The organism is Pseudomonas sp. BF-RE-25, assembly GCF_019956105.1.
In the GTDB taxonomy this organism is placed as follows: Bacteria; Pseudomonadota; Gammaproteobacteria; order Pseudomonadales; family Pseudomonadaceae; genus Aquipseudomonas; species Aquipseudomonas migulae.
In genome coordinates this window covers 78474-101051 of sequence record NZ_JAHBDB010000009.1, presented here as the reverse complement: position 1 = coordinate 101051, position 22578 = coordinate 78474, and the positions used below count along the sequence as shown (strand labels likewise).

The following is a 22578-nucleotide window of genomic DNA, read 5'->3' as shown; positions in this document are numbered from 1 at the left end:
GTCGTCTCCTGATTGAGGGTGCGCTGTTGTTGATTGCGCAGCGCTGGATCAGGGGACGGTATCGGGCGGGCTCAGGTGTCTGGCGGTACATAAATATCGCAGGCAAAAAAAGACCCGCATCACGGCGGGTCTTCGTTTTTCAGGAAGGGCTTCAGGTCCCCGACTTGATTTTGGTCCAGGCCCGCGTGCGTGCACGTTCGGCATCACGCGGCAGCGGTTGCAGGGTGTAAAGCGTGGCCATGGCCGTTTCGGTCGGGTACAGGTTCGGGTTGTTGCGGATCGCCGGGTCGACCAGTTCCGTGGCGTCCTTGTTCGGGTTCGGGTAACCGACGAAGTCACTGACCGGCGCGATCACCTGCGGTTGCAGCAGGTAGTTGATGAAGGTGTAGGCGTCCTCGGTGTTCTTCGCGCCCTTCGGAATCGCGAGCATGTCGAACCAGATCGGCGCACCTTCTTTCGGCAGGCGCATGTCGACGGTCACCCCGTTCTTCGCTTCCTTGGCGCGGTTGGCCGCCTGGGAGAAGCTGCCGGAATAACCGACCGCGACGCAGATGTCACCGTTGGCGATGTCGGCCATGTATTTGGAGGAGTGGAAGTACGTGACGTAAGGCCGGATTTTCATCAGCAGCGCTTCAGCCTTTTCGTAGTCCGCCGGCTTCTTGCTGTTGGGGTCCAGGCCGAGGTGTTGCAGGGCCAGCGGCAGGATTTCCGACGGCGAATCGAGCAGGGCAACGCCGCACTGCTTGAGCTTGCTGATGTTCTCTTCCTTGAAGATCAGGTCCCAGCTATCAACCGGCGCGTCGGCGCCCAGCGCGGCTTTGACCTTGTCCGGGTTGAAGCCGATCAGGATGGTCCCGTACATGTACGGCACGGCGAATTTGTTGCCGGGGTCGTTGGCTTCGATCAGCTTCATCAGCTTCGGATCGAGGTGGTTCCAGTTCGGCAGTTTGCTGCGGTCCAGCGGTTGGAAAACACCGGCCTCGATCTGCTTGGCGAGGAACACGTTGGACGGCACCACCGCGTCGTAACCGGAGTTGCCGGTCAGCAGCTTGGCTTCCAGCGCTTCGTTGGTGTCGAAAATGTCGTAGATCAGCTTGGTCTGGGTGTTCTGCGCCTTGAAGTCTTCCAGCGCTTTGGGGGTGATGTAGTCGAACCAGTTGTAGACGCGCAACGTGCGCTCTTCGGCGTGAGCGGCCCCGCTGAGCACCGTGGCGCAGAGCGCGGGCACGATGAAACGCTTGAGTGTGTTCATTGTTGTTATTTCCCTTGGGCGCTTTCAAAACCTTCAAGAACGTTCACGGCATTGATGCCGATTTCTTCGACTGCGTAACCGCCTTCCATCACGAACAGGGTTGGCACGCCCAGCTTGGCGATGCGCTCGCCCATCGCCAGGTAATCCGGGCTGTCGAGCTTGAACTGGGAGATCGGATCGTCCTTGAACGTATCGACGCCCAGGGACACGACGACGATCTCGGCGCCGTACTTTTCGATCTCTTTGCAGGCTTGTTCCAGCGCTGCGCTCCAGACATCCCAACCGCTGCCGGCGGGCAACGGGTAGTTGAAGTTGAAGCCTTCGCCCGCGCCTTCGCCCAGCTCGTCTTCATAACCGAGGAAGAACGGAAACTCGGCTTCCGGATGGCCGTGGATCGAGGTGAACAGCACGTCGCTGCGCTCATAGAAAATCGATTGGGTGCCGTTGCCGTGGTGGTAATCGACGTCGAGGATCGCGACTTTCTTGTGGCCCTGATCGAGGAACGCCTGAGCGGCGATGGCGGCGTTGTTGAGGTAGCAATAACCGCCCATCAAGTCGCTGGCCGCATGGTGTCCCGGTGGGCGGCACAACGCGAAGGCACTGCGCGCGCCACGCTGGATTTCGGCCTGGGCGGTGAGCGCCACTTGGGCTGCGCTGTACGCGGCTTGCCAGGTGCCGGCGGTGATCGGGGCGCCGCCGTCGAAGCTGTAATAACCCAGTTCGCCGTGCAGGCTGGTGGGTTTGATGCGGCGCAAGGTACGAGCCGGCCAGGTGTAAGGCAGCAAGTCGCCGTCGGTGTTGAACTCGGTCCAGCGTGCCCAGGCGCCTTTGAAGAAGTCGAGGTAGTCGCGGCTGTGAATGCGTGCGATCGGGTCGAGGCCGAAATCCTTCGGCGCTTCTACCGGGCCGAGCTTCTGGTTTTGCACCCGTGACAGCACATGGTCGGCGCGCGAGGGCATTTCGAAGCAGGGCTTGAGTTGCCCGTCTATCAATTCACAACGGCCGTGGTGCAGGTGGTGATCGTCCGAGTAGATCGTCAGCATTTCTTGTTCTCCGCAGGCTGATTCGGTTGAACACAGTCTTGCGGCGGATGGCGATTCGGAGAACGGCAGGAAAGGCCAAAAGGGGATCGATGTGGCCAAAATAGTTGACCGAAATTCGCCCCTTGTTGGCATGAGGACGGTCCTGTAGGAGCCGGCTTGCTGGCGATCCAGTCGACGCGGTCTGACTGACAGACCGAGTTGTCTGGATCGCCAGCAAGCCGGCTCCTACAAGGTTTGTGTTACGGGCGGAACTGGCTGGGCGCCACGCCGCTCCAGCGCACAAAGGCATGGCGGAAGCTCGCGGTCTCGCTGAAACCCAGCACTTCGGCGATCCGGTAGATCGGCATCTGGTCTTCGCAGAGCAGTTGCTTGGCCTGCTCGAATCGCAGCTCATCCAGCAACTCCTGATAACTGCACCCCAGATCCTTGAGGTGCCGACGCAATGTCCGCGCCGAGCAATTCATCTGCTCGGCCAACCCTTCCAGCCCCGGAGCGGCATTCAATTGCGCGCTGAGCAACTGGCGAATCCGCCCCAGCCACGCCTGACGTCCGGTGAACTCAAGGTTCTGCTTGCGGCAGCGTTCGGCCATGGCCTGATGGGTGATGACATCCGCGAGCGGCAGGGGTTGGTCGAGCCAGCGCTTGTCGAAGGCAAAGGCGTTGTCCCGCGCTTCGAAGTGCAGCGGGCAGTTGAAGTGTGCGGCGTAGGTCGCTTGATAGTCCGGCGCGGCATGTTCGAAGCGCGCGGCGATCAACGGCAGCGGGTGACCGAGCAGGTCGTCGCAGGTGACTTTCAATGACACCAGGCAGAACTCGGCATTGAACACCGCCATCGACGGGCTCTCCCGGTAGTCGGCGGCGACGAACCAGATGCGTTCGCCGTCGTCCTCCAGGCTCAGCTCGAAAAGTGTTCCCAACAGCGCCGGAAAACGTATCGCCAGGCGCAAAGCGTCACCGAAGGTGGCACTGGTGAGCAGCGCATAACCGAGCATCCCGTAGCAGGAAACGTGCATGCGCCGACCCAGCTCCAGGCCGATGTCACGCTTGAGCGCGACCGCGTTGGCGCAGACCTGCATTTCCTGGTTGGTGGTGATGCGCGTGTCGGCACGGTTCAAGTCCGCTGCACTGATACCGCTGCCGGCGAGCAAGGCGTCGTTGGACAGGCCTTCGGCCTTGAAGGCGTTGAGCACCAGGGAGACTGCATTGAGAGTGGTGAGGTGGGAGTGCAGCATGGCGGCTTCCAGCCTTGGGATGGCTGGAACGCAGCAAATTACATGCCGAGCACTTGTAGGAGCCGGCTTGCTGGCGATTCATGCGACGCGGTCTGCCTGACACACCGCGTCGACTGGATCGCCAGCAAGCCGGCTCCTACAAGGTCAGGTGAGTTCGCCGCAGAGGTCGAGTTCGACGAGGCGGCGCACTTCAGTGGTGTCCAGACCAGCCCCCAGCAACCCATGCAACTTGCCGAACGCCGCCTCACGGGTCATGCCGCCACCGGACAATACACCGACACCACGCAAGCGGCTGCCGGCCTCGTAAACGTCCAGCTCAACGCCACCTTCATGGCACTGCGTCACCGCGACTACCACCACGCCGTTGTCCCGTGCCCGCGAAAGCGCGGCGAGAAACTCGGGGTTGTCGCTCGGCCCGGTGCCGCTGCCGTAGCACTCCAGCACCAGGCCCTGAATGCCGCTGTTCAGCACGCCATCCAGTTGCTCGGCGCCAATGCCGGGGAACAGCGGCAATACAGCGACTTTCGCCAGTTGCTTGCTCTGGTTGTAGTTCAACGCTGCTGGCAGTGACGGGGCCTTCGCTCCGCCGCCTTGGCGCTCCAGGCGCTTGAACGGATGCCGACCGAAACTGCGCACCTTGGCGCAGCGGGTTGGCGCCAGCAGCTCGCCGTGGAAGTACAGATGCACACCCGGCGCCAGACCTTGGCCCAAAGCAACCAGGGCACCACCGAGGTTTTCCCAGGCATCGCTGTCGGTCACGCCGGCCGGCAACATCGAGCCGGTGAAGCACACCCGCGCATTCAGGCCGAGCAATTGAAAGCTCATGGCCGCCGCGCTGTAGGCGAGGGTGTCGGTGCCGTGCAGGATCAGCACGCTGTCGCAGCCCTGAGCGTCGACGGCATCGACCACTGCTTCACGCAGTTGCTGCCAATAGGCCGGGGACATGTTGGCGCTGTCGATCAGCGGCGACATCTCGCGAAAGCGCCACTGCGGCACCACCAGCTCAGGCTGACTGTGCAGGTATTCACGCATCCGCGCTTCGAAACCGGAGGCCGGAGCCAGGCCGTGTTCGCTGGCTTGCATGCCGATGGTGCCGCCGGTGTAGAGCACCATGACGTGCTGGGCGGCAGGGTAGGTCGAGGAATTCATGGAGATGCTCCGAGAACGATGAGTTCCTCTGTGGGAGTGAGCCTGCTCGCGATAGCGGTCTATCAGCCAGCATTAATGTCGCCTGACACGCCCTCATCGCGAGCGGGCTCACTCCTACAGGGTTTTTCGCACTTTAACCGATCAGCGTTGCGCTGCGGGTATGCCTTGCGCTTCAGCTTCAGCCTTGGTGGCAGCAGCTGGCGGGTTGGCTGGCCAGGCGTTCAGGTCCAGGTCCAGGTCCGGGAACTTGCTCGAATCGAACACTGGGGTCTTGATGCCGGCAGCGCGCTGGTCATCGTAGTCACGCAGGATACGCATGCCGACCTTGAACAGCAGGAACAGCGCGATCAGGTTCACGAACGCGAGCAGGGTCATGGTGATGTCGGCAAACGCGAACACCGTGCCGAGATTCTCGATCGCCCCCCAGAAAATCAACACCAGTACCAGCGCGCGGTAGCCGATCAGCGCCTTGCGGTTTTCACCGATCAGGAAGCGCAGGTTGCTCTCGCCCAGGTAGTAGTTGTAGAGAATCGAGGTGAACACGAACAGCGCCAGTGCCACGGAGATGAACATCCGGCCCCAGTCACCGACCACGGCGGCCAGAGAGTTCTGGGTCAGGGCAATGCCGTCGCCTTCGAAGCCCGGAGTGTAGAAACCCGAAAGCAGGATCAGCAACGCGGTACAGGTGCAGATTACAAAGGTATCGAGGAACACGCTGAACGCCTGAACCACGCCTTGTGACACCGGGTGTTCAACCGACGCCACGGCCGCTACGTTCGGTGCACTGCCCAGGCCTGCTTCGTTGGCGAACACGCCACGCTTCACGCCCATGACGATGGCGCTGCCGATCAGGCCACCGAAGGCCTGGTCCAGACCGAACGCGCTTTTGACGATAGTCATCAGCATCGCCGGTACGTGGTCGAATTGCAGCACGATCACGTAGATGGTCACGCCGATGTACACCAGGGTTTTCACCGGCACCAACAGGTCAGCGACCTTGGCGATGCGCTTGATCCCGCCGATGAACACCAGGCCCAGCAACACCGCCAGGGCCAGACCGGTCCAGGTGGTGTCGAAGCCGAACGCGTTGTTCAGCGAGTGAGTCACGGCGTGGGATTGCAGGCCGTTGAAGGCAAACCCGAAGGTGATCAGCAGCAGGAACGCCATGATCATGCCCAACCAGCGTTTCTGCAGGCCGTGCTGGATGTAATAGGACGGGCCGCCACGGTAAGTGCCGTCGGCGTCGGCGCGTTTGTAGAGCTGGCCGAGGGAGCATTCGAAGAAGCTGCTGGACATGCCGACCAGTGCGGTCACCCACATCCAGAACACCGCACCTGGCCCGCCGAGGGTCACGGCAATGCCGACACCTGCGATGTTGCCCGCACCGACGCGGCCGGCGAGGCTGAGCATCAGGGCCTGGAAGGAGCTGAGTTGACCGGCGCTGCTTTTGAGGCTGTCGCGGAACACCGCGAACATGTGGAAGAAGTGACGCAATTGAACGAAACGCGAGCGGATCGTGAAGTAGCTACCGAGCCCGACAATGAGCACGATCAGTACTTTCCCTGAGAGGAAGTCGTTAATGACTTCGAGCATGGATTATTCCTCGCTGTTTTTTTTGTGTAGGCAAATGCTGGACGGTCGGAAACATCGCGTTACACCGCTGTGCGCACGGCACAACAGGCGAGGCGAAGGTTCGTCCCGATTTCATATTGCGGGTTTGTTATTAGTTCGGGTTTCGCATGGGTTTGGGCCTCGTTACCGACGACCGCTCACGCGAAGAGGGGCGGCACTATACCGATGACAGTGCCGTCCGTCTGCACGATTGTGGTGCATTCGGTGAAGCGAAGCCTTTGAAACACCCGACGTTACCGGCGTCGGGCTCTTGTAGGAGCGAGCCTGCTCGCGAAAAACGCAAGGACACCACAGGGCATCAGATGAACAGCGTTATCGTTAACGATCTTCGCGAGCAGGCTCGCTCCTACAGATTCTGAGTTGTTGCAAAAGAGTTAAAAAAAAGGGCCTGGGGAGTAAATCCCCAAGCCCTCAAAAGGTGAGAGGTGTCTAGTCCCTCGACCTGGTGAGCGGTGCTACAAGTAACGCGTCGGTTCAGGCTTTAAGCGGAACCAGACGCGGAGCAATCATGTTTTCCGGGCGCAGGATGTCGGCGAGCATTTCTTCGTCGAGCAAGCCTTCTTCGCGCACCAGTTCCAGCACGCCACGGCCGCTTTCAAGGGCGATACGGGCGATGCGGGTGGCGTTTTTGTAGCCGATGTACGGGTTCAGTGCGGTGACCAGACCGATCGAGTGCTCGACCAGTTCACGGCAGCGCGCTTCGTTGGCGGTGATGCCGACGATGCAGTGCTCGCGCAGCATGTCCATGGCGCGTTGCAGCAGGCGGATCGAGTCGAGGATCTTGAAAGCGATCAGCGGCTCCATCACGTTCAGTTGCAGTTGGCCGCCTTCGGCTGCCATGGTCAGCGCCAGATCGTTACCGATGACCTGGAACGCAACCTGGTTCACGGCTTCCGGGATCACCGGGTTGACCTTGCCTGGCATGATCGAGCTGCCTGGCTGACGCGCCGGCAGGTTGATCTCGTTGATGCCGGTGCGTGGGCCGCTGGACAGCAGGCGCAGGTCGTTGCAGATCTTCGACAGTTTGACCGCGGTACGCTTGAGCATGCCGGAGAACAGCACGAAGGCGCCCATGTCGGAGGTGGCTTCGATCAGGTCGGCGGCTGGAACCAGCGGTTGACCGCTGATCAGGGCCAGACGCTGTACGGCCAGGGCCTGATAACGCGGGTCGGCGTTGATGCCGGTGCCGATCGCGGTGCCGCCCAGGTTCACTTCGGTCAGCAGTTCCGGGGCCAGCGTCTTCAGACGGGCCAGGTCTTCGCCCATCGTGGTGGCGAAAGCACGGAACTCTTGACCCAGGGTCATCGGCACGGCGTCTTGCAACTGGGTACGACCCATCTTCAGGACGTGGTTGAACTCTTGACCCTTGGCCGCGAATGCCTGAATCAGGCTGTCGAGGCTGGCCAGCAGAGCGTCGTGACCCAGCAGCAGACCCAGGCGGATCGCGGTCGGGTAGGCGTCGTTGGTCGACTGCGCCATGTTCACGTCGTCGTTCGGGTGCAGGTACTGGTATTCGCCTTTCTGGTGACCCATGGCCTCCAGCGCGATGTTGGCGATGACTTCGTTGGCATTCATGTTGGTCGAAGTGCCAGCGCCGCCTTGAATCATGTCCACCACGAACTCTTCGTGGAAGTCGCCACGGATCAAACGTGCACAGGCTTCGCTGATGGCAGCGTGCTTGGCTTCGCTCAGGTGACCCAACTCACGGTTGGCGTCAGCAGCGGCCTGTTTAACCATGGCCAGGCCGACAACCAGTTTCGGGTAGTGCGAAATCGGAACGCCCGAAAGGCGGAAGTTATTCACCGCTCGCAGGGTCTGGATGCCGTAATACGCTTGAGCCGGTACTTCGAGAGCGCCAAGCAGGTCATTTTCTGTGCGGAATGATGCAGCGGAGGACATGATAGAAATCATCTCAATATGGACCCGGTCTGTGCCGGAACACCGCAAATGCTAGGCTTGTAGAGAATTTTCGGCCAATGCTGTTAAACACTGGCCTATGCATATTCGGCATAATGCCCGTGTGACGCCGTGTCTGCGGCGAACGTGTGACCTAAATTGGTGCGTGTCCGGGAGGACTTGATGAATCTGGAAAGCAAATGGCTTGAGGACTTTAGTGCTCTGGCCGCCACCCGCAGCTTCTCCCAGGCTGCCGAACGCCGCTTCGTGACGCAGCCGGCGTTCAGCCGACGGATCCGCAGCCTTGAGGCCGCGCTGGGGCTGCAACTGGTCAATCGTTCGCGCACGCCGATCGAGCTGACGGCGGCGGGGCAGTTGTTCCTCGTCACCGCGCGGACCGTGGTCGAACAGCTCGGCGAAGTGCTGCGCCACCTTCATCACCTGGAAGGCGGGCAGGGCGAAGTGATGCAGGTCGCTGCCGCACACTCCTTGGCTTTGGGTTTCTTTCCGCGCTGGATCGCGCAATTGCGCAACGAAGGGCTGAACATCGCCACGCGGTTGGTGGCGACCAACGTTGGCGACGCGGTGCATGCCTTGCGCGAAGGCGGTTGCGACTTGATGTTGGCCTTCTACGACCCGGACGCCGCGATGCAGATGGACCCGGAAATTTTCCCGTCGCTGCACCTTGGGCACACGGAAATGTTGCCGGTGTGCGCAGCAGATGCCGACGGCAAGCCGCTGTTCGATCTGGAAGGCGAAGCCAGCGTTCCGTTGCTCGCCTACAGCGCCGGCGCCTTTCTCGGGCGTTCGGTAAACGGCTTGCTGCGCCAGCGTGCACTGCGGTTTACCACGGTGTATGAAACCGCCATGGCCGACAGCCTGAAAAGCATGGCGCTGGAAGGGTTGGGCATCGCCTGGGTACCGCAACTCAGCGTGCGTGCCGAACTGGCCCGCGGTGAACTGGTGGTCTGCGGCGGCCCGCAATGGCATGTGCCGCTGGAAATTCGCCTGTATCGCTGCGCACTGGTGCGCAAGGCCAACGTGCGGTTGCTATGGCGCAAACTCGAAGGCGGCGCCGCCCAGCCCCCCACCGGACTGTAGGAGCCGGCTTGCCGGCGATCCAGGCAACGCGGTGTGTCAGTAAAAACCGCGTCGCATTGATCGCCAGCAAGCTGGCTCCTACAAGGGATTGGGGATTGACCTTCGAGTCAATAAAACCGGGGTTTTGCGCTGTATGACAGATGGTCGCATCGGGGGCTGTTTATCTGCTTCATTGAGGTATACTGCGCGGCCTTCGGCCGGTTACGACCGGCCATTTTTCGTACAATCAAGCCACGCATTTTGCGTGGCTTGTTGTTTTTTGACGCGCCTGCGGGCGCCCAGAGAGAAGAGGCACGACGATGAGTGCACTGGTTGGCGTGATCATGGGCTCCAAGTCCGATTGGTCCACCCTTAGCCACACCGCCGATATGCTGGAAAAGCTCGGCATCCCTTACGAGGTGAAAGTGGTCTCTGCCCACCGCACCCCGGACCTGCTGTTCCAGTACGCCGAAGAGGCCGAGGCGCGTGGCATCGAGGTGATCATCGCCGGTGCCGGTGGCGCGGCCCACTTGCCAGGCATGTGTGCGGCCAAGACCCACCTGCCGGTGCTGGGCGTGCCGGTGCAGTCGGCGATGCTCTCGGGCGTCGATTCGCTGCTGTCTATCGTGCAAATGCCAGCAGGCATTCCGGTTGCCACTTTGGCCATCGGCAAGGCCGGCGCGATCAACGCCGCGCTGCTGTCGGCGAGCATCCTCGGCGCCAAGCACCCGCAGTTCCACGAAGTGCTGAAGACTTTCCGCGCTGAGCAGACAGACAGCGTCCTGGACAATCCAGACCCACGCATCGCCTGAGGTTGTTGACGATGAAGATCGGTGTAATCGGTGGCGGCCAGTTGGGTCGCATGTTGGCGCTGGCGGGCACTCCGCTGGGCATGAACTTCGCTTTCCTGGACCCCGCGCCGGATGCTTGCGCAGCCGCGTTGGGCGAACACCTGCGGGCCGATTACGGCGATCAGGATCACCTGCGCCAACTGGCCGATGAAGTCGATCTGGTGACCTTCGAGTTCGAGAGCGTCCCGGCTGAAACCGTGGCGTTCCTGTCGCAATTCGTTCCGGTCTACCCGAGCGCCGAAGCCCTGCGCATCGCCCGTGACCGCTGGTTCGAGAAGAGCATGTTCAAGGACCTGGGGATTCCGACCCCGGCGTTCGCCGACATCCAGTCGCAAGCCGATCTGGACGCCGCCGTGGCCTCCATCGGTCTGCCGGCCGTGCTGAAAACCCGCACCCTGGGTTACGACGGCAAGGGCCAGAAAGTCCTGCGCACTGCTGAAGACGTGGTGGGCACCTTCGCTGAACTGGGCAGCGTTGCCTGCCTGCTGGAAGGCTTCGTGCCGTTCACCGGCGAAGTGTCGCTGATCGCCGTGCGCGCCCGCGATGGCGAAACGAAGTTCTACCCGCTGGTTCACAACACCCACGACAGCGGCATCCTCAAGCTGTCCGTGGCCAGCACCGACCACCCGCTGCAAGCCTTGGCCGAAGACTACTCCAGTCGTGTGCTCAAGCAGTTGAACTACGTTGGCGTGATGGCGTTCGAGTTCTTTGAAGTCGACGGTGGCCTCAAGGCCAACGAGATCGCCCCGCGCGTGCACAACTCCGGGCACTGGACCACTGAAGGCGCCGAGTGCAGCCAGTTCGAAAACCACCTGCGCGCCGTAGCCGGCCTGCCGTTGGGTTCGACCGCCAAGGTCGGCGAGAGCGCGATGCTCAACTTCATCGGTAAAGTGCCGGACACCGAGAAGGTCCTGGCCATCGCCGATTGCCATCTGCATCACTACGGCAAGGCGTTCAAGGTCGGCCGCAAGGTTGGTCACGCCAACCTGCGTTGCGCGGACCGCGAGACGCTGGCGGCACAGATCCTCAAGGTCGAAGCCCTCATCGCCGAATAAATAGTTTCATGTGGCAGCGGCGGAACCATTCAGGGGCCGCCGTTCTCTCATGGCAGGATGCCAAAGTCTGACTAGGCTTTGGCATAGCCATCCAATCAGAGGGAAATGCCATGGGAATTATCGGAACCATCTTTATCGGCTTGATCGTCGGCCTGCTCGCGCGGTTCCTGAAACCGGGCGATGACAGCATGGGCTGGATCATGACCATCCTGCTCGGTATCGGCGGTTCGCTGGCGGCCACTTACGGCGGTCAGGCCCTGGGCATCTACCAGGCCGGTCAAGGCGCGGGCTTCATCGGTGCGCTGGTCGGCGCCGTGGTGTTGCTGGTGATCTACGGCTTGATCAAAAAGAACTGATTCAGGCGACAAAGTCCTCTCGGCTGCGCAGTCCGAGAGGACTAGAATGCTCGGCGACTTATCGTCCTTCCTTTACCGAGCACCTCCATGCGCCGTCTTCTATTGACTGTCCTTTTACTGGGTTCGGGCCTTGCCCAAGCCGGCGAACTGCCGGAAACCGACTGGCTCGAACTGATGCCCAAGTCGGACCAGAAAGCCCTCGAGGCCATGCCCGAAATCGATCACAACTCCCCCGAAGCCAATGGCACCTTTACCGAAAAGGGTGGCATGAAGCAGAGCAAGGGCTTGCCGGCGGTGATGTACTCGACCAAGACCGTGCCGTCGATGAACGACAAGAACATCCGCATCGGTGGTTATCCGGTGCCGCTGGAGTCCGACGCCAAGGGCCGCAGCACGCTGTTCTTCCTCGTGCCGTATCCGGGCGCCTGCATCCACGTGCCGCCACCGCCGCCTAACCAGTTGGTGCTGGTGCGTTATCCGAAAGGGTTGAAGCTCAATGATATCTACACGCCGCTGTGGGTGACCGGCACGTTGAAGATCGAGAAGGTCAACAACGACCTGGCTGATGCGGCGTATGCGCTGGATGCGGCGCAAGTGCGGGTGGTGAAGGAATCGGATTTGTAAAAACATTGTAGGAGCCGGCTTGCCGGCGATAGCGATCTTGAGAACGCCATCGCCGGCAAGCCGGCTCCTACAGTTTTACAGCGGGGTGCTGGCGATGCTTACGCCGAGGGTATGACTCGCACCCGGCGCCAGCGTCACCACATCATCCATCACATTCGCCGTCTCGATGCACAGCATCCGTTGCCAGCCATCATCGGCCATGTCGCTGAACGCCACCGCGCGATCAATCCACGGGTTCCAGATCACTGCCGAGCGCGAACCACTGCTGGTCAGCTCGATGCGCCGTTCCCAGGCCGGGTCGACAATGCTCAGCTTCGCCGGGGTATTGAGGTAGATGCGATCGGTCTCGCCGGCAAAACGCAGGTCGCCGGTCTGAGTCTTGGTTTTCCAGTCTTCCAGCGTCTCGATGTACTTCAAGCCATCCAGCCCATCAACATGCACATTGCGCACATCGCTGACCGCGAAATAGCTGTGCAGCGCCTGGCTGATCGTGACTTTTTCCGAGCCCTGATTGTGGCTGGTCAGGCTGATGTGCAGTTGCTCATCCAGACGAATGCTCAACTTCAAGTCCACCTGATGCGGCCAGCCGGGGAAGCCGCCATCGGGGTAGGGCAGGACGAACTCAACCTTCAGGCTTTCACCTTCGGTTTCGATGCCGCCCAGTTCCCAGTCCATCGCCCGTACAAAACCGTGGGCACTCGGCGGTTCGTTGCCGACGCGCATCGCCTGAACGCTCTGCGGGTTGCGCGCAAGGTTGCCGAACCACGGCCAGCACACCGGCACGCCGGCGCGGATGTTCTTGCCGGTCTTGAACACAGCCTCGTCGTTGAGCCAGATCAGCGGCGGTTGGCCGGCCAATTGATAACTGAGGATGTGCGCACCTTGCTGGGCGACCAGCAATTCGGCCTGACCGTGGCGGATGCGCCAGCAGTTCAGTTCATCCAGCTTCACGGCTTCAACGTTGGGCGTGCTCATGGGGCAATTCTCGATCAGGAACAATGACTGCAATGGACCGCAAAACGCTCGCCGTGTTTAACGTGCGCGTGGCGGAACCGAACGGGTGCGACCGCTGCCGTCGATGGCCACGAACACAAACACGGCTTCAGTCACTTTACGCCACTCGCTGGACAGTGGATCGTCGCTCCAGACCTCGACCATCATCTGAATCGAGCTGCGGCCGATTTCTAGCGCCTGGGTATAGAAGGAGAGCTGAGCGCCCACCGCCACCGGAACCAGGAACGCCATACGGTCGATCGCCACGGTCGCCACGCGTCCGCCCGCGACTTTGCTGGCCATTGCGGTGCCGGCCAAATCCATCTGCGCCACCAGCCAGCCGCCGAAAATATCGCCGAAACCGTTGGTTTCACGCGGAAGCGCGGTGATTTGCAGGGCCAGGTCGCCTTGCGGGATTGGATCTTCTTGTTCGAGCTCTATCATTCCGGGGGTGCCTCTGACCCGTGACTCTTCATTGGTACTTCAGGTGAATAGCCGTCTCAGAAAAAACGATTCAGCCCCGAACATACTACGTTCGTCACGTTTTTCGTAAGGCGCCTAAAGGGAAACTCTGCGAAATCGACTGGTAGGCCAGCAGCGTCTTCGCACAGCAACCCTTTCAAACTGTTGCAAGATCCCGAGTATATCGGTCGGTAGACTCCGAGACGACCGTCCGGTTCTCATTTTGACCGTCAAATACGCACCTCTATGTGCTTTTTCGAACAATTTGCTATCGTGCCGGACCTGCCCAAGCCTCCGCCAGCGTTGTTGAGGTTGCAGATCCGACTATAAGAGAAGCCTTGCCATGACCACAGCGCCCTCGAGCATCGCGCAGCCGACCCAGCCCGCACGTCCGTTGACCCGCAATGACTACAAGACTTTATCGCTGTCCGCCCTTGGCGGCGCGCTGGAGTTCTACGACTTCATCATCTTCGTGTTTTTCGCCACGGTGGTCGGCAAGCTGTTCTTCCCGGCCGACATGCCCGAGTGGCTGCGCCTGATGCAGACCTTCGGCATCTTCGCCGCCGGTTACCTGGCGCGTCCGCTGGGCGGCATTGTGATGGCGCACTTCGGCGACCTGCTGGGTCGCAAGAAGATGTTCACCCTGAGTATTTTCATGATGGCGGTGCCGACCCTGATCATGGGTTTGCTGCCAACGTACGCGCAAATCGGCATGTGGGCACCGATCCTGTTGCTGCTGATGCGCGTGATTCAGGGCGCAGCGATTGGCGGTGAAGTGCCCGGCGCGTGGGTCTTCGTTTCCGAACACGTGCCACAACGGCATATCGGCTACGCCTGCGGCACCCTGACGAGCGGTCTGACGGCGGGGATCCTTCTGGGGTCGCTGGTCGCCACCGCGATCAACAGCATTTACACCCCGGTGGAAGTGTCGGATTACGCCTGGCGGATTCCGTTCCTGCTCGGTGGCGTGTTTGGCCTGTTCTCGGTTTACCTGCGCCGCTGGCTGCACGAAACCCCTGTTTTCGCTGAGCTGCAACTGCGCAAGGCCCTGGCCGAAGAAGTGCCGCTGCGTGCCGTATTGCGCGACCATCGTGGCGCGATCGCGATTTCCATGCTGCTGACCTGGTTGCTGTCCGCCGGCATCATCGTGGTCATCCTGATGACCCCGACCGTGCTGCAGACGGTTTACCACTTCGCACCGACCACCGCGCTGCAGGCCAACAGCCTGGCGATTGTGTTCCTGAGCCTGGGTTGTGTGGCTTCCGGCGCGTTGGCTGACCGCTTCGGCGCGGGCCGGGTGTTCGTGTTCGGCAGTGCCGCGCTGCTGATCAGTTCGTGGACCTTCTATCACAGCCTGTTCAACCACCCGGACTGGCTGTTCCCGATGTATGCCCTGACCGGTCTGTTGGTCGGCACCATTGGTGCGGTGCCGTACGTGATGGTCAAAGCCTTTCCAGCAGTGGTGCGCTTTAGCGGGTTGTCGTTCTCCTACAACCTGGCCTATGCGATTTTCGGTGGCCTGACGCCGATGGTGGTGACGTTGCTGCTGAAGGAGAGCCCGATGGGGCCTGCGTATTACGTGGCGATCATTTGTGGCGTCGGGATTGTGGTTGGCGGTTATCTCTGGAAGAAGGGTCGCTAGTACAGGCCCCTTCGCCAGCAAGCCGGCTCCTACAGTTGATCGTTGTCGTTACACAACCCTTGTAGGAGCCGGCTTGCCGGCGATGAACGATAACGCGGAATCACTTTGAAACACGGAATACTGGCCTTTCATCCAATTGTCATATTTCAGCCATAGAGTGTTCACACGGCCTGCTGATACTTGGCCCCGACTAACACACTCTATCTGCTAGGAGTAAGGCATGAAACTGAAGCGTTTGATGGCGGCAATGACTTTTGTCGCTGCTGGCGTTGCGACTGCCAACGCGTTCGCCGCTGTTGACCCTGCTATCCCGAGCTACACCAAGACCACTGGTGTGTCGGGCAACCTGTCCAGCGTCGGCTCCGATACCCTGGCCAACCTCATGACCCTGTGGGCTGAGAACTACAAAAAAGAATACCCGAACGTAAACATCCAGATTCAGGCCGCTGGCTCCGCCACTGCGCCACCTGCGCTGACTGAAGGCACCTCCAACCTGGGCCCGATGAGCCGCAAGATGAAGGACACCGAACTGGCTGCCTTCGAGCAGAAGTACGGCTACAAGCCAACCGCTATCCCGGTTGCCGTGGACGCCCTGGCCGTCTTCGTTCACAAAGACAACCCTATCCAGCACCTGACCATGGAACAAGTCGACGCGATCTTCTCGTCCACTCGTCTGTGCGGCGCTAAAACCGACGTGAAAACCTGGGGTGACCTGGGCGTGACCGGCGACCTGGCCAACAAGCCGGTTCAACTGTTCGGTCGTAACTCGGTATCCGGCACCTACGGCTACTTCAAAGAAGAAGCCCTGTGCAAAGGCGACTACAAGCCAAACGTCAACGAACAACCAGGTTCGGCTTCGGTCGTGCAGTCGATCAGCTCCTCGCTGAACGGCATCGGTTACTCGGGCATCGGCTACAAGACCGCTAGCGTGAAGACTGTGGCCCTGGCCAAGAAAGGCAGCCAGGACTTCATCGAAGACACCGAAGAAAACGCCCTGAACGGCAAATACCCGCTGTCGCGTTTCCTCTACGTTTACGTCAACAAAGCCCCGAACAAGCCTCTGGCCCCGCTGGAAGCCGAGTTCGTGAAACTGGTTCTGTCCAAACAGGGCCAGGAAGTTGTAGTGAAAGACGGCTACATCCCACTGCCGGCCAAAGTTGCTGCTAAAGCACTGGCTGACCTGGGTCTTGCGGAAGGCGGCGCTGAAGTCGCAAAAAAGTAAAACCCTAGGTCCGGGTTGATCCCGGACCTGTGTAGGAGCGAGCTTGCTCGCGATGGTTTTCCAGGCACAGAAGTTGTGTTGGATAAACGATTTTCGCGAGCAAGCTCGCTCCTGCACACCCCCCAAATTTTTGATCCACTGCCAGTTCCCGCTGGCGGCGGATTTGTTGCGTCACTGCATTGTCATCTTTCTGTCATACAGGATCGCTAGGGTGTGCGCATGAATGATCTGGCCAATTCCACCATGACTACAAATCCCCCCAAGCGAATTGATTTCAATACGCCTGAGTTGCAACGCAAGCGCCGCATCCGCGCGCTCAAAGATCGCCTGACCCGCTGGTACGTCCTCGTTGGCGGCCTTGCCGTTCTCGGCGCGATCACGCTGATCTTCTTCTTCCTTGCCTACGTCGTCCTGCCCCTGTTCCAGGGTGCCGACCTGACCGCCAAGGAATCCATCACGCCCGCCTGGATGCAGGACGCCGGCAAGCCGCTGATGATCTCCCTGGAAGAACAGAACCAGGTCGCCATGCGGGTTTCCGACAAAGGGCAGGCACTGTTTTTCGACATCGACAGTGGCGCCGAACTCAAGCGCGTCGATCTGCCGGTTCCGGCCGGCGCTACCGTGACCTCCATCGGCGAAGACCAACCGGGCCATCCATTGGTGGCGGTGGGCTTCTCCAATGGCCAGGCGCTGGTGTTCCGTCACACCTATAAAGTCAGCTACCCGGACGGCAAGAAGACCATCTCGCCGGCCGTCGAATATCCATACGGCGAAACCCCGATTGCGCTGAACGAGGCGGGCGGTGCGCTGGAGCATGTCAGCCTCAATGCCACCGATTCGACCCTGATGCTGGTCGGTTCCACCGGTTCGCAACTCAATGTTCTGTCGCTGACCAGCGAAGAGAACATGATGACCGGCGAAATCACCAACGAGCAGAAACGCATCGACCTGCCGCAGATGACCGAGCCGGTGAAGAACATCTTCGTCGACCCGCGCCAGCAGTGGCTGTATGTGATTAACGGTCGTGCGCAAGCCGACGTGTTCAGCCTGCGCGACAAGAGCCTCAACGGTCGCTACAAGCTGCTCGAAAACGGCGAAGCCGAGATCACCGCCAGCACCCAACTGGTGGGCGGTATCTCACTGATCCTCGGCGACTCCAAAGGTGGCCTGGCCCAGTGGTTCATGGCTCGCGACCCGGATGGCGAACTGCGCCTGAAGCAGATCCGCACCTTCCAGATGGGCACCACGCCAATCGTTGAAATCACTGCCGAAGAGCGTCGCAAAGGCTTCATCGCCCTGGACGCTTCCGGCAAGCTCGGCGTATTCCACAGCACCGCGCACCGCACCTTGCTGGTGGACCAGGTCGTGGAAGGCCAGGGCCTGTTCGGTCTGTCACCACGGGCCAACCGCGTGATCGTGGAAGCCGGCGGCAAGATTCAACCGCTGCTGCTCGACAACCCGCACCCGGAAGTGTCGTGGAGCGCGCTGTGGAGCAAGGTCTGGTACGAGAACTACGACGAGCCTAAATACGTCTGGCAATCGACCGCCGCCAACACCGATTTCGAACCGAAGCTGAGTTTGTCTCCGCTGACCTTCGGCACCCTGAAAGCCGCGTTCTACGCCATGCTGCTGGCCGCGCCACTGGCCGTCGCTGCGGCGATCTACACCGCGTACTTCATGGCCCCGGGCATGCGCCGCAAGGTCAAGCCGGTGATCGAGCTGATGGAAGCGATGCCGACGGTGATCCTCGGTTTCTTCGCCGGTCTGTTCCTCGCACCTTATGTAGAAGGGCATTTGCCGGGCATCTTCAGCCTGCTGATGCTCTTGCCGATTGGCATTCTGGTGGCCGGCTTCGTCTTCAGCCGCCTGCCTGAGTCCATCCGCCTGAAAGTGCCGGACGGTTGGGAAAGCGCGATTCTGATTCCAGTGATCCTGTTCGTGGGCTGGCTCTCGCTGTACATGAGCCCGTTCATGGAGAACTGGTTCTTCGGCGGCGACATGCGCATGTGGATCTCCCACGACCTGGGCATCACCTACGACCAGCGCAACGCACTGGTGGTCGGTCTGGCCATGGGCTTCGCGGTGATCCCGAACATTTACTCCATCGCCGAAGACGCCGTGTTCAGCGTGCCGCGTGGCCTGACCCTCGGTTCCCTGGCCCTCGGTGCCACGCCGTGGCAGACCATGACTCGCGTGGTGATCCTCACCGCCAGCCCGGGCATCTTCTCGGCGCTGATGATCGGCATGGGGCGCGCGGTCGGTGAAACCATGATCGTGCTGATGGCCACCGGTAACACCCCGGTCATGGAAATGAACCTGTTCGAAGGTCTGCGAACGCTGGCCGCAAACGTCGCGGTGGAAATGCCCGAATCGGAAGTCGGCGGCAGCCACTACCGCGTGCTGTTCCTCTCGGCGCTGGTGCTGCTGTTGTTCACCTTCGTCATGAACACCCTCGCAGAACTGATTCGTCAGCGTCTGCGCAAGAAATACTCGTCGCTTTAAGAAAGGTAGAAGTCTGTGAAACAGAACTCCCTGAATGGATGGTTCAAGAGCGGCGCCCCAGGCGTCTGGATCAGCGGTGGCGCGGTGTCCATCGCGGTCATCATGACCATTGGCCTGCTGGCGGTGATTGCCGTGCGCGGTCTGGGTCACTTCTGGCCGGCTGATTTGATTCACGCCAGCTACGACGTGCCGGGCCAGGCCAATCACCTGGTCATCGGCGAAGTGGTACAGAAAGAAGAAGTGCCGCGCGCGCGCCTGAAAAGCGCCGGGCTGCCGGTGCCTGACGAAGGCCCGGAGTTCATGACCCGCGAGCTGATCAAGGTCGGCAACCGTGACTTGAACGGCAACGACTTCACCTGGATCGTCGGCGAGTGGCTGACCAACCAGAAAACCCCGCCTGAGCTGATGGCCATCGAGCGTCGCGAGTGGGGCAATTTCTACGGCTACCTGGTCAACGTCAAACAGGACGGCAAGGTCATCGCTGAAGGCGAAGCTGCGTGGCCTGAGTTGCAGGCCCGTGTTGCCCGCGTCAACCAGCTCGCCTCTCAGCTCAAGACCCTGGAAAAAGTCGACATCGGCGCGATCAACTCAGGCCTCGAACGCATCCGTCTGCACGGTCGCAAACTGGAACTGGCCGGCAAGCTCGATGCCACCGCGCAAGCGGACATGGAATCCGAGCGCGCCGAGCTGAACGCACGTTATCAGGACATCGAAGCACGCCTGAACGACCTGCACGCCCAGTTCAATCGCGACAGCCTGACGGCCCGCGACGCCAACGGCAAAGAGATTGAAATCGGCATCGGCAAAGTGGTTCACGCCTATCAGCCGAACGCCATGGGTACGATGACCAAGATCGGTTTCTACTTCAGCAAGGTCTGGGAGTTCCTCAGCGACGACCCGCGTGAAGCGAACACCGAAGGCGGGATTTTCCCGGCCATCTTCGGCACCGTGATGATGACCCTGATCATGGCAATGATCGTGACCCCGTTCGGCGTACTGGCGGCGGTTTACCTGCGTGAATACGCCAAGCAGAACACGCTGACGCGGATTATCCGCATTGCCGTGAACAACCTGGCGGGCGTTCCGGCGATCGTTTACGGCGTGTTCGGTCTGGGCTTCTTCGTTTATGTGCTGGGCGGCTCGGTCGACCGCTTGTTCTTCCCAGAAGCGCTGCCGGCACCGACCTTCGGTACGCCGGGTCTGCTCTGGGCTTCGTTGACCCTGGCGCTGCTGGCGGTGCCGGTGGTGATCGTGGCCACCGAAGAAGGCCTGGCGCGGATTCCTCGCACCGTGCGTGAAGGCTCGTTGGCCCTCGGCGCGACCAAGGCGGAAACCTTGTGGAAGATCGTGCTGCCGATGGCCAGCCCGGCAATGATGACTGGCATGATCCTCGCCGTGGCTCGCGCCGCCGGTGAAGTGGCGCCGCTGATGCTGGTGGGTGTGGTGAAACTGGCGCCGTCGCTGCCGCTGGATGGCAACTACCCGTACCTGCACCTTGACCAGAAGATCATGCACCTGGGCTTCCATATTTATGACGTCGGCTTCCAGAGCCCGAACGTCGAAGCCGCACGACCGCTGGTGTACGCCACCGCGTTGCTGCTGGTGCTGGTGATCGCGACATTGAACCTGTCGGCCGTTTATATCCGTAACCACCTGCGCGAGAAATACAAAGCGCTGGATAGCTAATCAACTGTAGGAGCCGGCTTGCTGGCGATGGCATCACCGCGGTGAGACTGCGGGACCGAGTTGCCTGCATCGCCAGCAAGCCGGCTCCTACAAAAGAATTGTGTAACCGCAGGCCCGGCCTGCGGCCCCGAACCGAATTTGTCAGCACAGGGAGCTTCCCATGCAGCACGAAACACATACCCACGGCATCAACATGTCTGCCCTGGGCCGCGACAAACAGAGCCTGAGCCTTGCGCAGGAAACCGTGGCCATTGAAGTGCCGGGCCTGAGCCTGTTCTACGGCGACAAACAAGCGCTGTACGACGTCAGCATGAACATTCCGAAACAGCGCGTGACCGCCTTCATCGGCCCGTCCGGCTGCGGCAAGTCCACGCTGCTGCGCACCTTCAACCGCATGAACGACCTGGTTGACGGCTGCCGCGTAGAAGGTGAAATCAACCTCTACGGCAACAACATCTACCGCAAGGGCGAAGACGTGGCCGAGCTGCGTCGTCGTGTCGGCATGGTGTTCCAGAAGCCGAACCCGTTCCCGAAAACCATTTACGAAAACGTGGTTTACGGCCTGCGCATCCAGGGCATCAACAAAAAGCGCGTCCTCGACGAAGCTGTCGAGTGGGCGTTGAAAGGCGCGGCGCTGTGGGACGAAGTCAAAGACCGTCTGCATGAGTCGGCACTCGGCCTGTCCGGTGGTCAACAGCAACGTCTGGTGATCGCGCGCACCATCGCCGTGGAACCGGAAGTGCTGCTGCTCGACGAACCGTGCTCGGCACTCGACCCGATCTCGACGCTGAAAGTCGAAGAGCTGATCTACGAACTGAAATCGAAATTCACCATCGTCATCGTGACCCACAACATGCAACAGGCCGCTCGGGTTTCCGACTACACGGCGTTCATGTACATGGGCAAACTGGTGGAATTCGGCGACACCGACACCTTGTTCACCAATCCGGCGAAGAAGCAGACCGAAGACTACATCACTGGTCGCTACGGCTAGGAAGCTGTTGTTGCTCACTGAACTGACGCTGCGGTCCACCGCACCTTACCGGACGCTCCAAGGACGCCAACATGATTAGCAAAGAAGGCCTTACCCATCACATCTCCCAGCAGTTCAACGCTGAGCTCGAGGAAGTGCGCAGCCACCTCCTGGCCATGGGCGGGCTGGTCGAGAAACAGGTCAACGACGCGGTCACCGCGCTGATCGAGGCCGACTCCGGCCTGGCCCAGCAAGTGCGCGAGATCGACGACCAGATCAACCAGATGGAACGCAACATCGACGAAGAATGCCTGCGCATTCTGGCCCGTCGTCAGCCGGCCGCGTCCGACTTGCGTCTGATCATCAGCATCTCCAAGTCGGTGATCGACCTTGAGCGCATCGGTGACGAAGCAACCAAGATCGCCCGTCGCGCCATCCAGTTGTGTGAAGAAGGCGAAGCCCCGCGCGGCTACGTCGAGGTGCGCCACATCGGCGACCAGGTGCGCAACATGGTTCGCGATGCACTGGACGCGTTTGCCCGTTTCGACGCCGACCTGGCGTTGTCGGTGGCGCAGTACGACAAGATCATCGACCGCGAATACAAGACCGCCCTGCGTGAGCTCGCCACCTACATGATGGAAGACCCACGCTCTATCTCGCGGGTCTTGAGCATCATCTGGGTGCTGCGTTCGCTGGAGCGCATCGGCGACCACGCGCGCAATATTTCCGAGCTGGTGATTTATCTGGTGCGCGGCACCGACGTGCGTCACTTGGGCCTCAAGCGCATGAAAGAAGAAGTTGAAGGCACAAGTGGTGAAACCGCTAATGTTCCGGGCAAAGTTGACGATAAGTAAGATTGCCCAAGTAAAGCGCCCGGCCTTTTGGCCGGGCGTTTTTGTTTACGGGTTTGTGAATTTGAATGCAGCAC

The 22578-nt window shown here is 60.6% G+C and carries 19 protein-coding genes; 11 read left to right on the top strand and 8 right to left on the bottom strand.

Annotated features, from left to right (window positions below):
* Positions 1 to 151 precede the first annotated feature (151 nt).
* From KGB24_RS05155 to aspA, 6 genes are all read right to left on the bottom strand, one after another.
* On the bottom strand, positions 152 to 1252 hold the full coding sequence (locus KGB24_RS05155; protein ID WP_008038136.1) for a polyamine ABC transporter substrate-binding protein: 1101 nt from the start codon (positions 1250 to 1252) through the stop codon (positions 152 to 154).
* A gap of 5 nt (positions 1253 to 1257) precedes the next feature.
* Positions 1258 to 2295, bottom strand: a complete 1038-nt coding sequence (locus KGB24_RS05150; RefSeq protein WP_223416505.1) for a histone deacetylase family protein — start codon at positions 2293 to 2295, stop codon at positions 1258 to 1260.
* Positions 2296 to 2534: 239 nt separating this feature from the next.
* Positions 2535 to 3527, bottom strand: a complete 993-nt coding sequence (locus KGB24_RS05145; protein WP_223416504.1) for an AraC family transcriptional regulator — start codon at positions 3525 to 3527, stop codon at positions 2535 to 2537.
* A 144-nt stretch (positions 3528 to 3671) separates the two neighbouring features.
* Entirely contained in the window at positions 3672 to 4676 is a 1005-nt protein-coding gene (locus tag KGB24_RS05140) for an asparaginase (protein ID WP_223416503.1), read from the bottom strand.
* A 141-nt stretch (positions 4677 to 4817) separates the two neighbouring features.
* Positions 4818 to 6269 (bottom strand): alanine/glycine:cation symporter family protein, encoded by a 1452-nt coding sequence (locus KGB24_RS05135; RefSeq protein WP_008030716.1) that lies wholly within the window; start codon positions 6267 to 6269, stop codon positions 4818 to 4820.
* Between the two features lie 513 nt (positions 6270 to 6782).
* Positions 6783 to 8207 carry an aspartate ammonia-lyase gene (aspA, locus tag KGB24_RS05130; RefSeq protein ID WP_008030715.1) on the bottom strand — a complete coding sequence of 475 codons (1425 nt, stop codon included), beginning with the start codon at positions 8205 to 8207 and terminating at the stop codon, positions 6783 to 6785.
* A 180-nt stretch (positions 8208 to 8387) separates the two neighbouring features.
* On the opposite strand from aspA, the gene KGB24_RS05125 reads away from it, so the two are divergent.
* From KGB24_RS05125 to KGB24_RS05105, 5 genes are all read left to right on the top strand, one after another.
* Positions 8388 to 9305 (top strand): LysR substrate-binding domain-containing protein, encoded by a 918-nt coding sequence (locus tag KGB24_RS05125; protein ID WP_223416502.1) that lies wholly within the window; start codon positions 8388 to 8390, stop codon positions 9303 to 9305.
* Positions 9306 to 9604: 299 nt separating this feature from the next.
* Positions 9605 to 10096 (top strand): 5-(carboxyamino)imidazole ribonucleotide mutase, encoded by a 492-nt coding sequence (gene purE / locus KGB24_RS05120; RefSeq protein ID WP_008030713.1) that lies wholly within the window; start codon positions 9605 to 9607, stop codon positions 10094 to 10096.
* An 11-nt stretch (positions 10097 to 10107) separates the two neighbouring features.
* Positions 10108 to 11190: a 5-(carboxyamino)imidazole ribonucleotide synthase gene (locus KGB24_RS05115; protein WP_008030711.1), complete on the top strand. Its 1083-nt coding sequence runs from the start codon at positions 10108 to 10110 to the stop codon at positions 11188 to 11190.
* A 110-nt stretch (positions 11191 to 11300) separates the two neighbouring features.
* Positions 11301 to 11546, top strand: coding sequence for a GlsB/YeaQ/YmgE family stress response membrane protein (locus tag KGB24_RS05110; protein ID WP_008030708.1), 246 nt, complete (start codon positions 11301 to 11303; stop codon positions 11544 to 11546).
* An 87-nt stretch (positions 11547 to 11633) separates the two neighbouring features.
* Positions 11634 to 12170, top strand: a complete 537-nt coding sequence (locus KGB24_RS05105; protein WP_223416501.1) for a DUF3299 domain-containing protein — start codon at positions 11634 to 11636, stop codon at positions 12168 to 12170.
* 75 nt (positions 12171 to 12245) lie between these two features.
* On the opposite strand, the gene KGB24_RS05100 is transcribed toward KGB24_RS05105, so the two are convergent.
* Both KGB24_RS05100 and KGB24_RS05095 read right to left on the bottom strand, forming a co-directional pair.
* Positions 12246 to 13145, bottom strand: coding sequence for a D-hexose-6-phosphate mutarotase (locus tag KGB24_RS05100; protein WP_223416438.1), 900 nt, complete (start codon positions 13143 to 13145; stop codon positions 12246 to 12248).
* A 57-nt stretch (positions 13146 to 13202) separates the two neighbouring features.
* On the bottom strand, positions 13203 to 13607 hold the full coding sequence (locus tag KGB24_RS05095) for an acyl-CoA thioesterase (RefSeq protein WP_007896491.1): 405 nt from the start codon (positions 13605 to 13607) through the stop codon (positions 13203 to 13205).
* Between the two features lie 361 nt (positions 13608 to 13968).
* Between KGB24_RS05095 and KGB24_RS05090 the strand changes: the two genes are divergently transcribed.
* From KGB24_RS05090 to phoU, 6 genes are all read left to right on the top strand, one after another.
* Positions 13969 to 15267, top strand: coding sequence for an MFS transporter (locus KGB24_RS05090; RefSeq protein WP_223416439.1), 1299 nt, complete (start codon positions 13969 to 13971; stop codon positions 15265 to 15267).
* A gap of 220 nt (positions 15268 to 15487) precedes the next feature.
* Positions 15488 to 16489: a phosphate ABC transporter substrate-binding protein PstS gene (locus KGB24_RS05085; protein WP_008030701.1), complete on the top strand. Its 1002-nt coding sequence runs from the start codon at positions 15488 to 15490 to the stop codon at positions 16487 to 16489.
* A gap of 219 nt (positions 16490 to 16708) precedes the next feature.
* A complete protein-coding gene (locus tag KGB24_RS05080; RefSeq protein ID WP_008030700.1) occupies positions 16709 to 18991 on the top strand; it encodes an ABC transporter permease subunit in 2283 nt (760 codons plus the stop codon).
* A gap of 15 nt (positions 18992 to 19006) precedes the next feature.
* Positions 19007 to 20677 (top strand): phosphate ABC transporter permease PstA, encoded by a 1671-nt coding sequence (gene pstA, locus KGB24_RS05075; protein WP_008030699.1) that lies wholly within the window; start codon positions 19007 to 19009, stop codon positions 20675 to 20677.
* Positions 20678 to 20837: 160 nt separating this feature from the next.
* On the top strand, positions 20838 to 21671 hold the full coding sequence (gene pstB, locus KGB24_RS05070) for a phosphate ABC transporter ATP-binding protein PstB (protein ID WP_008030698.1): 834 nt from the start codon (positions 20838 to 20840) through the stop codon (positions 21669 to 21671).
* 71 nt (positions 21672 to 21742) lie between these two features.
* Entirely contained in the window at positions 21743 to 22504 is a 762-nt protein-coding gene (gene phoU, locus KGB24_RS05065) for a phosphate signaling complex protein PhoU (RefSeq protein WP_008030696.1), read from the top strand.
* Positions 22505 to 22578 lie beyond the last annotated feature (74 nt).